General features: G+C 59.4%; 12 protein-coding genes. 9 read left to right on the forward strand and 3 right to left on the reverse strand.

The window, feature by feature from the left end; genetic code table 11:
• The first annotated feature begins 45 nt into the window (after window positions 1-45).
• Window positions 46-597, forward strand: coding sequence for a TRAP transporter small permease (locus CRO62_RS11530; RefSeq protein WP_097100236.1), 552 nt, complete (start codon window positions 46-48; stop codon window positions 595-597).
• Window positions 598-600: 3 nt separating this feature from the next.
• Window positions 601-1881, forward strand: coding sequence for a TRAP transporter large permease (locus CRO62_RS11535; protein ID WP_097100237.1), 1281 nt, complete (start codon window positions 601-603; stop codon window positions 1879-1881).
• Between the two features lie 24 nt (window positions 1882-1905).
• On the opposite strand, the gene CRO62_RS11540 is transcribed toward CRO62_RS11535, so the two are convergent.
• Both CRO62_RS11540 and CRO62_RS11545 read right to left on the reverse strand, forming a co-directional pair.
• Window positions 1906-2802, reverse strand: coding sequence for a LysR substrate-binding domain-containing protein (locus tag CRO62_RS11540; protein WP_003517949.1), 897 nt, complete (start codon window positions 2800-2802; stop codon window positions 1906-1908).
• Between the two features lie 88 nt (window positions 2803-2890).
• Window positions 2891-4087 (reverse strand): MFS transporter, encoded by a 1197-nt coding sequence (locus CRO62_RS11545; RefSeq protein ID WP_097100238.1) that lies wholly within the window; start codon window positions 4085-4087, stop codon window positions 2891-2893.
• 123 nt (window positions 4088-4210) lie between these two features.
• Here CRO62_RS11545 and CRO62_RS11550 point away from each other — a divergent pair, with 123 nt between their 5' ends.
• Window positions 4211-5065: an AraC family transcriptional regulator gene (locus CRO62_RS11550; RefSeq protein WP_097100239.1), complete on the forward strand. Its 855-nt coding sequence runs from the start codon at window positions 4211-4213 to the stop codon at window positions 5063-5065.
• On the opposite strand, the gene CRO62_RS11555 is transcribed toward CRO62_RS11550, so the two are convergent.
• The gene (locus tag CRO62_RS11555; protein ID WP_097100240.1) at window positions 5062-5952 is read right to left on the reverse strand and encodes a helix-turn-helix domain-containing protein; all 891 of its coding nucleotides are present in this window, start codon (window positions 5950-5952) and stop codon (window positions 5062-5064) included. The two genes, CRO62_RS11550 and CRO62_RS11555, sit on opposite strands and share 4 nt — an antisense overlap.
• A gap of 93 nt (window positions 5953-6045) precedes the next feature.
• Here CRO62_RS11555 and CRO62_RS11560 point away from each other — a divergent pair, with 93 nt between their 5' ends.
• The 6 genes from CRO62_RS11560 to CRO62_RS11585 all read left to right on the forward strand — a co-directional run bounded on the left by CRO62_RS11560 (window position 6046) and on the right by CRO62_RS11585 (window position 13814).
• Window positions 6046-7317, forward strand: a complete 1272-nt coding sequence (locus CRO62_RS11560; protein ID WP_097100241.1) for an ABC transporter substrate-binding protein — start codon at window positions 6046-6048, stop codon at window positions 7315-7317.
• A gap of 79 nt (window positions 7318-7396) precedes the next feature.
• Window positions 7397-8257, forward strand: a complete 861-nt coding sequence (locus CRO62_RS11565) for a carbohydrate ABC transporter permease (RefSeq protein ID WP_013761426.1) — start codon at window positions 7397-7399, stop codon at window positions 8255-8257.
• Window positions 8254-9090 (forward strand): carbohydrate ABC transporter permease, encoded by an 837-nt coding sequence (locus tag CRO62_RS11570; RefSeq protein ID WP_097100242.1) that lies wholly within the window; start codon window positions 8254-8256, stop codon window positions 9088-9090. The genes CRO62_RS11565 and CRO62_RS11570 overlap by 4 nt, the downstream gene beginning before the upstream one ends.
• A gap of 13 nt (window positions 9091-9103) precedes the next feature.
• A complete protein-coding gene (locus CRO62_RS11575) occupies window positions 9104-10189 on the forward strand; it encodes an ABC transporter ATP-binding protein (RefSeq protein ID WP_097100243.1) in 1086 nt (361 codons plus the stop codon).
• A gap of 37 nt (window positions 10190-10226) precedes the next feature.
• Complete coding sequence (locus tag CRO62_RS11580) at window positions 10227-12230, forward strand: aldo/keto reductase (RefSeq protein WP_097100244.1); 2004 nt, start codon at window positions 10227-10229, stop codon at window positions 12228-12230.
• A gap of 351 nt (window positions 12231-12581) precedes the next feature.
• Window positions 12582-13814: a M24 family metallopeptidase gene (locus tag CRO62_RS11585; protein ID WP_097100245.1), complete on the forward strand. Its 1233-nt coding sequence runs from the start codon at window positions 12582-12584 to the stop codon at window positions 13812-13814.
• Window positions 13815-13823 lie beyond the last annotated feature (9 nt).

A 13823-nucleotide genomic window follows, 5' to 3' on the forward strand; every position in this document is an offset into this window, starting at 1 on the left:
TTCGTTTTACCGGATATCCGGTTTCAGCAGTGGAAGGGTATTGTCATGCGCGATACGAAACCGTCGGTGCTCGGCACCATCGTCAAGGTCATCGCTGATGTCGCCGCCGGGGCGGCCTGTTTCGGTATTCTTGTCGTCGTTCTTCTCCAGGTCATTGGCCGCCTCATCGGCAGCCCTCTTCCCTGGACCGAGGAGGCGACACGCTTTCTCTTCATCTGGATGGTGTTCCTCGGCCTCGCCGCAGGTTTCCGCACCGTTGAAAGCGCCCGGGTCGTGCTATTTCTAGTGCTTTTCCACCGCCTGTTCAGGCGGTTGGCGGTGCCGATCTATGTCGGTTCTTCGGTGTTCTTCTTCGGCATGATGGGCTGGACGGGCTTCACCCTGGTGCGCCAGCAGATCATGATGAACGAGACCGCCGCGACTTTGCCCATCCCCATGTGGACCGTCGGCATGGTTCTGCCTGTCTCGGCCGTCATCGCCGTGCTGGCCATCATCGAATCGCTGCGCAGCAGGCGGGACCTGATCGCGCTCCCCGAGATCGGTATCCCCGCGGACGAGATCGCGCACGCCGATATCTCCATTTCAGCAGGACATTGAGCCATGTCGGTCTTTCTTCTCGTCGCCTTTTTCGGTCTCAGTATGCTGGGTGTGCCGCTCGCCATCGCTTTGGCGCTCGCCAGTGTCGGCACGCTGTGGCTCTTCACCTCCATGCCCATGGACCTTCTGTCGCAGACTATGTTCTCGTCGATGAACTCTTTCCTTCTCGTCGCCGTGCCACTCTTTATTCTGGTCGGTACGGTGATGGAGCGCGGGCGTGTGGCGGAGCGCATCTTCGATTTCGCCGAGGCCATGGTCGGCTGGCTTCCCGGTGGGCTTGGCCACGTCAACGTCATTTCGTCGGTCATCTTTTCCGGCGTCTCCGGCTCCTCTGTCGCCGATATCGCCTCTGTGGGCGCAATCGAAATCAAGGCCATGGAGCGACACGGATTTCCAAAGGGTTATGCCGTCGGCATGACGCTCTGCACCTCCACGCTCTCCTCCATCATCCCGCCTTCGATCCTGATCGTGATTGCCGGTTCCATTGCCAACGTGTCGATCGGCACGCTGCTCATTGCGGGTCTGGTGCCCGGCCTCTTCATCGCCTTCGCTTTTCTTGTGTTTAACCATTTCTATTCGGTGCATTACGGCTACAATCCGCCGACGCCCTTCAATTTCCGTCTGGTTATCGTCACCGGCCTTCGCGCCATCCTGCCGATGCTCACGCCGCTGATCCTCATCATCGGTATCGCCAGTGGCCTGTTCACGCCGACGGAAGCCGCAGCCATCGCGGTCGTTTATGTGGCCGTATTGGGTGTGCTGGTCTATCGCACGCTGCCGGTTCGCGAATTGCCGGAAATACTGATCTCCACGGCGCGCATTTCCGGCACCATCCTGTTCATCGCCGCCACCTCGCAGCTTGCCGCCTGGGTCTTCACCTTCGACGGCCTGCCGGAACAGGTGGCCGAGCTTTTGAAGGCGATGAACCTTGGGCCAATGTCGGGCATGCTGGTGATCTTCGTTTTCCTGCTGATCATCGGCATCTTCATGGAGGCTATCCCTGCCATGTTCATCCTCATTCCGGTGCTGATGCCGCCGGTGGAGGCGCTTGGCATCGATCCGATCCACTTCCTGATCGTGACTGTCATGACGCTGACACTCGGCCTTGTGACGCCGCCGGTCGGGGTCTGCCTGTTCGCGGCAGCACAGGTGGCGAACATGAAGATCGAGGATGTCATTCGTGGTTCGCTGGCGCCGATGACGGTGCTGACGCTCGCCATATTCGCACTCGTGCTTTTCCCGGTGCTGACGCTCGGGCCGATACGGTTGATGGGTCTTTATTGAGACTGAAGCAGGAAGCCTGAAGCATCAGACAACGCGACGGGCACGCCACTCGTCGCGTTGTTTTCGCATCCACTCCAGAAACAGCGTCACTTTTCTCTGGCGCAGGTGGGAATGCGGGCAAACGATCCATTGCGTGACGAGCTTGATGCGGGGTGCATCGGCCACGGCCGGGATCAGCATTCCGCGTTGCAGTTCCCGCTCCATCATCAACGTGCTTTCCAGCGCCACGCCGATGCCTAGAACGGCGGCGTCGATGGCCATGTGGCTGCGATCGAACAGAACGCGGCGCCAGCGCTTTTCAGCCGTCACGCCGGAGAGCGGGAACCAGTGGTTCCATTGCGCCTGCGCCTTGACCGAGTGGATAAGCCGCTGGTTCTGCAAATCTTCGGGCAGGAATGTGCCGGCACCGGGCATGTCCGGTGAACAGACCGGCAGGAACTCTTCCTCCACGAGCCCTTCCACAAACAGGCCCGGCCAGCGGCCATCGCCATGGCGCAGCTCTATGTCGACAAGCTCCTGCGAAAAATCGGTCGGCTCGTTGGTGCCGTCGAGGCGCACTTCCAGTTCGGGATGCTCCTCCAGAAAGGAGCCGAGACGCGGCAGCAGCCATTTGTTGGAAATGGTCGGGGTTGCCCTGATTGTCAGTGTCGTCACCGAGCGGAAGCCGCGAATACTGTCGGTGGCATCGGTGATCTGCTCGATCTGTGCGGTGATCATCGAAAAGTACCGCTCGCCCGCCTCCGTCAGCGTCACCTTGCGGCCGGTCCGCGCCATCAGCGTCGTGCCAAGCTGGCCTTCCAGCAACTGGATCTGCTGGGAAACGGCTGAAGGCGTAACGCTCAGCTCTTCCGCCGCCCGCGAAATGCTGCCCGCCCTTGCCGCAGCATGAAAGACGAGGATCGATTTTATCGGTATCTGCATGTGGCTGGTCTTCGCTCAACGAATTACGGCAGTCACCGTGATTATCACAGGTGACTGCCGTCACGAAACGCTTGAGAGCGAAGGGTCTTTACCGGTGGCTCGGCAACTTTGGCAAAAGCACGGTCAACAGGCCGAGCAGCGGCAGGTAGGAGCAGATGCGATAGACGAACTCGATGCCTTCCTTATCCGCATAGATCCCGAGAACCGCGGCCCCGATGCCACCGAAGCCAAAGGCAAAACCGAAGAACATGCCGGCGATGAGACCAACGCGCCCGGGTACCAGTTCCTGCGCGAACACGACGATTGCCGAGAAGGCGGAGGAGAAGACGAAGCCGATGACGACGACGAGAACGGTCGTCCAGAACAGGTTCGCATAGGGCAGCATCAGCGCGAAAGGAATGACGCCGAGGATCGAGAACCAGATGACGACGCGCGAGCCGAAGCGGTCGCCGATCGGGCCACCGAAGAAAACGCCCGCCGCAGAAGCGCCAAGGAAGAGGAACAGCAGAACCTGCGCATCCTGCACGCCCAGCCCGAACTTCTCGATGGTGTAGAAGGTGAAATAGCTGGAAAGGCTGGCGAGATAGGCGTTCTTGGTGGCGGTCAAAACCACCAGCACGGCAAGCGTCATCATCACGGTGCCGCGTGCCAGCGGAAGTGCGCGGCTGGCCGGAGCCTTGCCGACGTTCGCGCGGCGGTGGCGGGTATACCAGACGCCGACCCAGGACAAGACGGCAAAGCCCATCAGCGCGATCAGTGAGAACCAGCTGAGGCTGGATTGACCGAACGGGATGACGATGAAGGCGGCCAGCAGCGGGCCGATGGCCGTGCCTGTATTGCCACCAACCTGGAAGAAGGACTGTGCCAGACCGTGGCGACCACCGGATGCCAGACGGGCAACGCGGGACGCCTCCGGATGGAAGATCGCCGAGCCGACACCGATCAGGCAGGCGCCGATCACGAGCACCTCGAAGCTGTGAGCGAATGCGAGCGTGATGAGGCCGGCACAGGTGGACAGCATGGCGACTGGCAGGGAGAAAGGCATGGGCCAGCGATCGGTCACCATGCCGACGACCGGCTGCAACAGCGATGCCGTGACCTGAAAGGCGAAGGTGAGCAGCCCGATCTGCATGAAGTCGAGCGCGTAATTGGCCTTCAGCAGCGGATAAAGCGACGTCAGCAGCGATTGCATGATGTCGTTGAGCATGTGGCAGAAGCTGGCTGCTGCAATGATTGAAAACGCCGTGCGTTGCGGGCTGAACCCGGTGCTGGTGACGGTGGCCATGATGTATCCTCTCCAGATTTCCCGCGAGAGACGGGAAACGTGTCTTTATTTCTTCCCGCTTTTATTCATATTGTTTCTGGCCTGCTTTCGTGTTCTGGACGAGTTTCTTTGTGAATGGGCCAAATGGCAAAAATCAAATCGCTACAACCCGCCCGTCTGGCGGATGACGACCATGAGCGCAGCCTGAAATTGATCGACGGCACCAACGAGCCGGTGCTGGCGCTTCACCGTGCTTATCCCACAGGACACCGTACGCCGATCCACAGCCATGGACGGGTGCAGATATGGTGCGCACGCCAGGGCGTCGTGCTGGTCAGCACCGCCGCCGGGCGCTGGATGATACCGCCCGGTCACGGGCTTATCATTCCAGCCGGGCTGAAACACGAGGCCGAGATCATCTCAACGGTGGAGATGCATTCGATTTACGTTCACCCCGATCTGTTTCAAGCCGAGGCCCCAAGGGTGGTGGAAATTACCGCCCTTGCCTCCAGCCTGATTTCGGAATTGCTGGGCGAGGAGTTGCAACCCGCCGCTTTTCATCGGCAGGGACTGGTGCGGGCGCTTCTGCTTGATGAGGTCAACCGTCTGCCGGAACGCCCGCTGGGATTACCTTTTCCCGATAATCAGCGTCTTGCCGGTCTTTGCCGCGAGTTCCTGAAAAAGCCTGTCGCCAGAGTGGAAATCGATGACTGGGCCGCCGCCATGGGCATGAGCCGGCGCTCCTTTACGCGGTTATTTCGCAAAGAGTTGGGGCTGAGTTTCGTCACCTGGCGCCAGCAGGCCTGCATTTTTGCGTCTTTGCCAAGGCTTGCCGCGGGCGAGGCAGTGACCAATGTGGCGCTGGATGCCGGTTATGAGAATATTCCGGCTTTCACCACCATGTTCCGGCGAATGCTCGGCAATTCGCCCCGCGCCTATCGCAAGGCGGCAGGTCAGCGCAGTGCCGGCTACTCCGATTTTGAAGAGGCGGAAAATTAAGCCGCCGTCGCGCGCATGTCGCGGCGGAAATCGGAAGGCGACATGCCGGCGATCTGACGGAACGCCTTGTTGAAGGCACTGACGGAGCCGAAGCCGCTTTCCATGGCAATCTGCAGAATATTGTCCTTGCCGTTCATCAGCATCGCCTGCGCGCGGGAAAGCCTGAGCAAGGTGAGGTATTTGATCAGCGTCATGCCGGTAGATTTGCGAAACAGGTTCATCGCATATTTCGGATGAAGCGAGGCGGCGTGGGCAATTTCGGTCGCGTCGATGTCGTCTAGAAAATTGGCGGCAATGAAATCGCACATGCGCACCACGCCGATGGAGGGCGCCATGCTCTCGTCATTTTCTTCCCGCTTGCCGCTGACGGCGGAGGATATGACGGTATAGGGCTCGAGGAACATGCGCTCCACCCGCAGCAGCAATTCCTCCACCGCGTGCTGCGCCTTGGCCGGATCACCCGACGTGACGTAACGGAACCAGCGGCCGAAATTTTCCTCGTCGGCCCGGTCCGTCTGCGCACTTACCATCGTCGCGCCGCCCATCAGCAGGCTGGAAACCGCAGCCGGCAGCCGCATGCGGAAAAAATGGACGAGCGGCAGATGCGCGCCCGCATAAATCGAATCATCGGAGGAACGGTCCATCTGGTGCGGCTGGCCACCCCAGAAAATGCACATCTGGCCGGCATCGAGCGAAAGGTCGTGGTCGCCCATCCGGTAATGTACGGATCCCGACATCACATAGTTCACCTCCACCTGCGCATGCCAGTGCGGCCTGAGCATGATGGGCGGGTGGTTGTAAAAAAGCTGGAGCGTGGTCGGCATGCCTTCGATGCTGCTTGCACCCGGCTGGTAGAAGGCTCTTTCGGCAATCTTACTTTCCGCCAAATCGATGTTCCCTTTGTACGAGACAGATTTCCTGCCGCCGGTAATGTGCCCATGTTCGCTAAAGAACGGCAATTGAAAAAAGGGAGGTTTTCAATGTGCTTTAAATTTCTTGGCGCGTCGACGGCTCTGGTGCTCCTCGCAGCACCGGTAATGGCGCAATCCGAGACCGTAACCATCTGGAGCTGGAATGTCGCCGCATCGGCGCTTAAATCCACTGTCGAAGGGTTCAACAAGCAAAATCCTGACATCAAGATTGTTGTTGAAGACCTTGGAAACAATCAGGTTTTCGACAAGACGCTGGCGGCTTGCGCAGCGGGTGGCGACGGCCTCCCAGATATTGTAACGGTCGAAAATTTCGAGGCGGAACTGTTCTGGAGCCGGTTTCCGGATTGTTTCACGGATTTGACTGCAGTTGGCTATACGCCTGAAAAACAGGCGCTTTTTCCTGACTTCAAGCGCACGGAGCTGGAGGTTGATGGCGTAGCTTATGCGGTGCCTTGGGATTCTGGTCCGGTGGCCGTTTTTTACCGGCGCGATTTCTACGAAAAGGCTGCTGTCGATCCGGCCACCATCAAGAGCTGGGATGATTTCATCGCAGCTGGCAAGAAGGTCATGGCCGCCAATCCCGGCACCGTGATGGCGCAGGCCGACTTCAACGGCGACAGCGAGTGGTTCCGCATGATCGCCAACGAGCAGGGATGCGGTTACTTTTCGACCGACGGCCAGAACATCACCATCAACAAACCTGCCTGTGTCGCGACGCTTGAAAAGATCAAGCAGATGAAGGATGCTGGCATCATCACGGCCGCGATCTGGGATGAGAAGATCCAGGCCAATACGGCCGGCAAGGCCGCGAGCCAGATGTATGGCGCCTGGTATGAAGGCACGGTTCGCTCCGGTTCTCCCGATCTTTCGGGCAAGTGGGGTGTCTATATGATGCCGAGCCTTACGCCCGACGGTCCGCATGCCGCCAATCTCGGTGGCTCTTCGCTGGCGATAAGTTCGGCGTCCAAGCACAAGGAAGCCGCCTGGAAGTACATCGATTACGCGCTGACCACCAATGAGGGGCAGGTGACGATGCTGAAGTCATTCGGCCTCGTTCCCTCGCTTCTCTCTGCCATCGATGATCCTTTCGTCAAGGAAAAGCAGCCCTATTGGGGTGGGCAGGCGGTCTGGACCGATATTCTGGCGACCCTGCCGAAAATCGTGCCCAGCCGTGGTACCGCGTTCCAGTCGGATGCAGATGCGATCTACAAGGCGACACAGACCAAATATTTCGCAGGTGGTTATCCCGATGCGAAAGCAGCTCTCGACGATGCCGCAAAGCAGATCGAAACGGCCACGGGGCTGCCGGTCGCGGAATGAAGCTCTCGAATGGCCGGCCTTGCGGTTTTAGCAGGACCGGCCTCTCCAAGCTTTCCAACCATCGCATCTGGAGGTCGTCATGCCGTCAAGGAACAGGATCGCTTATGCGTTCCTTGCGCCCTATCTTCTGATTTTCGCGACGTTCTGGGTCTGGCCGATCGTCAGCTCGTTCATGCTGTCGTTCCAGAATACCCGCATCAATCCCTGGCGGTTTGCGCCCTCCATGAACTGGGGGAGGCTGGTCTCCGATCCGGCGTTTTATAACGCGCTCTACAATACGCTGATCATTCTGGTCATTCAGGTGCCTGTCATGATCGCGCTTGCGACCGTCATGGCGGTACTTCTGAACTCGCCACTGTTGAAGGTACGCCCGCTTTACCGTTTTGCCTTCTTCGCACCCGTCGTCGTCGGAGAAGTCGCTTATGCGGCAGTCTTCCGGCTGATGTTCAGTGCCGATTTCGGCATCATCAACAAGCTCATCACTTCCGTTGGCCTTTCGCCCATCTCGTGGTTCGACAATGCCAATGCGGCCATGGCGCTGGTCATCATCGCCGTCACATGGCGCTGGGCGGGGTATAACGCCATCATCATTCTGGCCGGCCTGCAATCCATCCCCGGCGATGTCTATGAGGCGGCGACACTGGACAAGGTGAACAAGCGGCAGCAGTTCTTCCACATCACACTGCCGCTGTTGAAACCCATCATCCTTTTCTGCGTGGTCCTGTCCGTCATCGGCACCATGCAGCTTTTTGCCGAGCCTTTCCTCATCACCAACAGGGGTGGGCCGGGCGGCGGTACGGAAACGCTGGGGTTGTTCCTTTACCGGCAGGGCTTCACTTCGCTCAATTTCGGTTACGCCTCGGCCATCGCCTACACCATGGCGGCGCTCGCCATCGCCATTTCGCTTCTTAATCTCTGGGTCGGGAGGGAGCCGAAATGAGATCGAAATCCAGATCGCTTCTCTGGCAAAAGATCGCGCTGCATGCGACGCTGACGCCGCTTGCCATCATCTGGCTATTTCCGCTGTGGATGATGTTCGTGTTCTCTACAATGCCTGATTTTGGCATTTTCAGCCCCGACATCGTGCTCGTCCCGTCCACCAATTTCATCGAGAACTTCAACAACCTTCAGGCGGACACCAATTTCCTGCGGGCGATGTTCATATCGATCACCGTTGCGGTCATCTATACGGTTCTCTCGGTGTTTCTGACCTCCATGGCGGGCTGGGCGCTGGCGCGCTATCGTTTTGCGGGACGCTCGGTGGTGATCGCCATCATTCTCGGCACCATCACCTTGCCTTTTGCAGTCGTCGTCATTCCTCAATTCATCATGGTGGCGCGCGAATTCAAGCTCGCCAACACCTGGGTGGCACTCATCGTGCCGCCGCTGTTCAACTCGCTCGGCGTGCTCTTCATGCGGCAATCCTTTTCCATGATGCCAACGGAGCTTTTCGATGCAGCAAGGGTCGAGGGCGTCAAGGAATGGCAGATATTCCTGCGCATTGCCCTGCCATTGGCGCGCCCCACCATGGCGGCGCTGTCGATCATCCTCTTCCTCGCTTCGTGGAATAATTATCTTTGGCCGCTGCTGATCAACTCCCGCCCGGAAATGATGACCGCACCCGTGGCACTTGGCACCCTCATCGGGCTCACCAAAGTGTCATGGGGCGGCATCATGGCGGGTGCAGTTCTGCTCACCGCACCCATTCTCATCGTTTTCGTGGCTTTGCAGCGCCACTTCATCGCCGGCATTTCCGCCGGGGCAGTCAAGTAAGGGGAGAGACCGCATGGCGGAACTTTCGCTCAAGAATGTCGTCAAGCGCTACGGTGCGCTGAAAGTCATCCATGGTGCAGATCTCGATATTGCCGATGGCGAGTTCGTGGTCTTCGTCGGCCCGTCCGGCTGTGGCAAATCAACGCTTCTGCGTATGATCGCGGGGCTGGAGGATATATCGGACGGCGATATCAGTATCGGCGGCAGAACGGTCAACGATGCCGATCCGGCCGATCGCGGCATCGCCATGGTGTTTCAATCCTATGCGCTCTATCCGCACATGACGGTTGCCGAAAACCTGTCCTTCGGCCTGAGGATGAACGGTAATCCCAGGGCCGACACGGAAAAGCGTGTCAGCCGCGCTGCCGAAATCCTGCAGATCAACGAGTTGATGGAACGTCGGCCAAAGCAGCTTTCCGGCGGGCAGCGGCAGCGTGTCGCCATCGGCCGCGCCATCGTGCGCGAACCGCAGGTCTTTCTGTTCGACGAGCCCTTGTCGAACCTCGATGCGGAACTTCGGGTGCAGATGCGGGTGGAAATCTCGCGGCTGCACAAGCAGCTTGGCACCACGATGATCTATGTCACCCACGACCAGACCGAGGCGATGACGCTGGCCGACAAGATCGTGGTTTTGAGGGCGGGCAATATCGAACAGGTCGGTGCCCCGCTCGATCTTTATGACGACCCCGCCAACCGTTTCGTTGCCGGTTTCGTCGGTTCGCCGAAGATGAATTTTCTGGAGGCGACCGTCATCGGTACAGGTGGACAAAACGTTACGCTGTCGCTCGACAGCGATCCTGCCGTGCGGCTGACCCTGCCGATCAAGGACCGGCTCGATGAGGGAAGCAAGGTTTCGCTCGGTATCCGGCCCGAACATTTTGCCGATGTAGGGCAGGGCGATGCCGATCTCACCGTCCACGTCGATGTCGCCGAGCACCTCGGCAATACCAGCTATGTCTATGCCCGTACGGAAGGCGGTGAGCAACTCGTCATCGAGCGGCCGGAATCGCGAGACGTCGCCAATCGTGATCGGCTGACGGTCGGTCTTTCCGCCCGCAAGGCATTTCTTTTCGACAGTCAGGGCAATCGCCTGCGCTGAACCCTTTCCCAAGCACGCAAGTCAAGACGAGGATTTCATGACGACCGACCAACCGATCCGCTGGGGCATTATCGGCCCGGGCACCATCGCCAAGACCTTTGCGGACGGCATTGCCCATTCCCGCACGGGCAAGCTCGAGGCTATCGCCACCCGCAATCCGGACAAGCCCGGCCTTGCTGACGCCTTTCCCGGCGCGCGCATCATCCATGGTTACGATGCGCTGCTTTCCGATCCCCATATCGACGCCGTCTATATCGCCACGCCCCATACCGGCCATGCGGAATGGGCGATCAAGGCGATCCGTGCGGGCAAAAACGTGCTGGTGGAAAAGCCCATCGCGCTTTCCGCCTATGATGCCGACGCCATTTTCCACGAAGCGAAAAAGGCTGATGTCTTTGCGGGCGAGGCCTATATGTACCGCCTGCATCCGCAGACGGCAAAACTGGTGGAGTTGATCAGGAACCGCGCCGTTGGCGATGTCCGCATCATCCGCTCCAGTTTCGGTTTCAACATGGGGTCTTTCCGTGCCGATCATCGCCTGTTTTCCAATGAGACGGCAGGCGGCGGCATTCTCGATGTCGGCGGTTATCCCGTATCCATGGTGCGGCTGATTGCCGGTGCAGTCGAAGGAAAACCCTTCGTCGAACCGGAAAAGATTGTAGGTGCGGCCCATCTCGGCCAGTCGGGCGTCGATGAATGGGCTTCGGCCGTTCTGAAATTTTCGAACGGCATCATTGCCGAAGTCTCCTGCTCGATCATGGCAGGGCAGGACAATGTGCTGCGCATCATCGGTTCGGAAGGCCATATCGAAGTCAAGGATTTCTGGTTCGCCGCCGGCCACAAGGGTGGCACCGGCCGGATCGATATTTTCAGGGGCGACAAGGTCGAAACCATCGAATTGCCGGAAGACCGCTGGCTCTATTCCTTCGAAGTCGATGCAGCAGGTGAGGCGATAAGGCAGGGCAAGCAGGAATTCGGCGCGCCCGGCATGGGCTGGGCCGACAGTCTCGGCAATCTACGTGTCATGGACCAGTGGCGTGCCGCCGTTGGCCTGGAATACAGCGTCGAAAAAGCAACCTCTCGCATCACGAATATTGCCGGTGGCAAGGTCGTGGCAGGCAATACGGTTCCGAAGCGGCAGATACCCGGCCTCACCAAAACTGCTTCGGTGGTTGCACTCGGTTTCGAGTTCTTCCCCAATTTCGCCTCCGCGTCCCTGACGCTCGATGCCTTTTATGAGGCGGGCGGCAATCTGTTCGATACGGCTTATGTCTATGGCGGCGGCAAGACGGAAGCCATATTCGGCGACTGGCACACCAGCCGCAACGTGCCGCGCGAAGAAATCGTGCTGATCGGCAAAGGTGCGCATTCGCCGCTCTGCTATCCGGACATGATCGCCAAGCAGCTCAACCAGTCGCTGGAGCGTCTGAAGACGGATTATGTCGATGTCTATTTCATGCATCGTGACAATCCCGACGTGCCGGTCGGCGAATTTGTCGATGCGATGGATGCCGAAGTCCGGCGTGGTCGCATTCGGGGCATTTTTGGCGGATCGAACTGGACGCGCGAGCGTATGGACGAGGCCACCGCCTATGCGCAAAAGAACGGCAAACAGGCGCCGGGCGCACTTTCCAATAATTTCTCGCTTGCCGAAATGCTCGATCCCATCTGGGCGGGGTGTGTGGCGGCATCGGATGATGAGTGGAAGGCATGGCTCCAATCCCGCCAGATCCCGAATTTCGCCTGGTCGAGCCAGGGGCGCGGCTTCTTCACCGACCGTGCGGGGCGGGACAAGCGCGATGACGAGGAAATCGTCCGCGTCTGGTATTCCGACCGCAACTTCCACCGCCGCGACCGGGCGATCGAGCTCGCCCGGAAACTCGGCCGCCATCCGATCCACATCGCGCTCGCTTATGTCATCGCCCAGCCTTTCCCGGTCATTCCGCTGATCGGGCCGCGCACCATTGCCGAACTAGAGGACAGCCTTTCGGCGCTGGATATCAAGCTGACGGCTGAGCAGGTTAAGTGGCTGGAGGCGTGACGCGACCCGAGGCGGCGGGTTTTCCGCGGACTCCGGATGGATGATAAAGGCGGCTACCTCTCCTCCGTCATGCCGGTTTGACCCGGCATCCAGCCACGGTGTGTCAGCGCCGTGGCTGGAGCCTTTTGCGATCAAGGACTTGACCGTGCTGGACCCCGGACCTCGTCCGGGTGACGGAATGCGGATGCTATGGTGGGCTAAAAGCACTGTTTTATAGGAGGACTATCCCCAACCTCCTACCTTATCTTGTTTTCCTGCTTCTTTCTCTCAGCAGCCGCTGATAAATCGGAATCTTGATAAAATCGCGCCCGTCTGAAAACACGGCGGGTGAAACAATCTACCGGGGTTCTTATGGGCGATATCGATCGAGGCCGTGCGCAGCAGTTGATGGGTGAGGCGGGCATGGATGCGCTGGTGCTTTTCCAGCCGGAAGCCTTCCGTTATGCGGTTGGAGCACATGCCGGTGTTGCGACGATGTGGGGCAGGGCGGGGTCGGCGATTGTGTTGGTGCCAGCTGATGCTGCGTCCGGGCTTGCCGCCGTCGTCAGCGATCACGCCGCACCTCTTGTCGAGAAGGCCGCGCCGGATGTCGATCTCCGCCGGCATCGCATCTGGATCGATATGGTCGATATGTCGGGTGTCGAAAACGTCTCGCAGGTAGACGGTGCCTATCGCCGAAACAATTCCGGCGGACAGAGGCCGGAGACATTCGATCGCGCCGCCTGCTTTGTTTTGCTGGCCGACCTTCTGCGGGAACGCGGGCTGTCTGCGGCGCGCATAGGTGCCGATCTCGAATTCATGCCCGCGGCCGATTTTTTGGCTCTTCGTGAGGCGACGCCCGCTGTGACCTGGGTTGATGGTTCGACAGTGCTGAAACGTCTGCGTGCGGTGAAATCCGGGCGCGAGATCGAACTTCTCAGGCGGGCCGCAGCGGCAGCTGAGGCAGGGCTGGCCGAGATGGCGGCGGCCGTGCGGCCGGGCGTGGCGCTCGGCCAGCTTTCCAACGCCTGGAAAGCCGGCGCTCAGTCGCATGCCTTGAAGTCGGGTTTTTCGCTGAGCGGCCATTGGGACTATATATCTGTCGGTCCGGCCCTGTCGGATATGACGGCGGTCGTCACGCCCGGTGCCCTGATCAAGGCCGATGTTGGCACGCTGGTCGATGGTTATTCGTCGGATGGCGCGCGGACGTTTTCATGGGGTCCGGTCTCTCCGCTCGCGGCCAATATTTTCAAGGCGCTGGAGGCAGCTTTTGCCAGCGGGCTGGAAGCGATTCGTCCCGGCAATACATTCGGTGCGGTGCACGCCGCCATGCTGGATTCGATGCGTAAAGACGGATTCAGCGAATATTATCGCGGTCATTTCGGCCATTCCGTCGGCGGGGGCGTGGGCATAGAGGAGTGGCCGTTCTTTTCCCATGACAATGAGGAGGTCATTCTTCCCGGCATGGTGGTGGCACTTGAAGCGCCGTTTTACGGCGAAGGTCTGGGCGCGCTGATGATCGAGGACCAGTTTCTCGTTACTACAGCAGGGGCAGAGTGCATGAACAGCCTGCCACGCACCCTGCGGGATTTGTCCCGGGCCTGAGGCCGGCCA

Source organism: Rhizobium sp. AN6A, assembly GCF_900215635.1.
GTDB lineage: Bacteria > Pseudomonadota > Alphaproteobacteria > Rhizobiales > Rhizobiaceae > Agrobacterium > Agrobacterium tumefaciens.

Bases quoted from the DNA above. Each gene is read 5' to 3' on its own strand.
- CRO62_RS11530 (WP_097100236.1), top strand. From the start codon at position 46: ATGCGCGATACGAAACCGTCGGTGCTCGGCACCATCGTCAAGGTCATC.
- CRO62_RS11535 (WP_097100237.1), top strand. From the start codon at position 601: ATGTCGGTCTTTCTTCTCGTCGCCTTTTTCGGTCTCAGTATGCTGGGT.
- CRO62_RS11540 (WP_003517949.1), bottom strand. From the start codon at position 2,802: ATGCAGATACCGATAAAATCGATCCTCGTCTTTCATGCTGCGGCAAGG.
- CRO62_RS11545 (WP_097100238.1), bottom strand. From the start codon at position 4,087: ATGGCCACCGTCACCAGCACCGGGTTCAGCCCGCAACGCACGGCGTTT.
- CRO62_RS11550 (WP_097100239.1), top strand. From the start codon at position 4,211: ATGGCAAAAATCAAATCGCTACAACCCGCCCGTCTGGCGGATGACGAC.
- CRO62_RS11560 (WP_097100241.1), top strand. From the start codon at position 6,046: ATGTGCTTTAAATTTCTTGGCGCGTCGACGGCTCTGGTGCTCCTCGCA.
- CRO62_RS11565 (WP_013761426.1), top strand. From the start codon at position 7,397: ATGCCGTCAAGGAACAGGATCGCTTATGCGTTCCTTGCGCCCTATCTT.
- CRO62_RS11570 (WP_097100242.1), top strand. From the start codon at position 8,254: ATGAGATCGAAATCCAGATCGCTTCTCTGGCAAAAGATCGCGCTGCAT.
- CRO62_RS11575 (WP_097100243.1), top strand. From the start codon at position 9,104: ATGGCGGAACTTTCGCTCAAGAATGTCGTCAAGCGCTACGGTGCGCTG.
- CRO62_RS11580 (WP_097100244.1), top strand. From the start codon at position 10,227: ATGACGACCGACCAACCGATCCGCTGGGGCATTATCGGCCCGGGCACC.
- CRO62_RS11585 (WP_097100245.1), top strand. From the start codon at position 12,582: ATGGGCGATATCGATCGAGGCCGTGCGCAGCAGTTGATGGGTGAGGCG.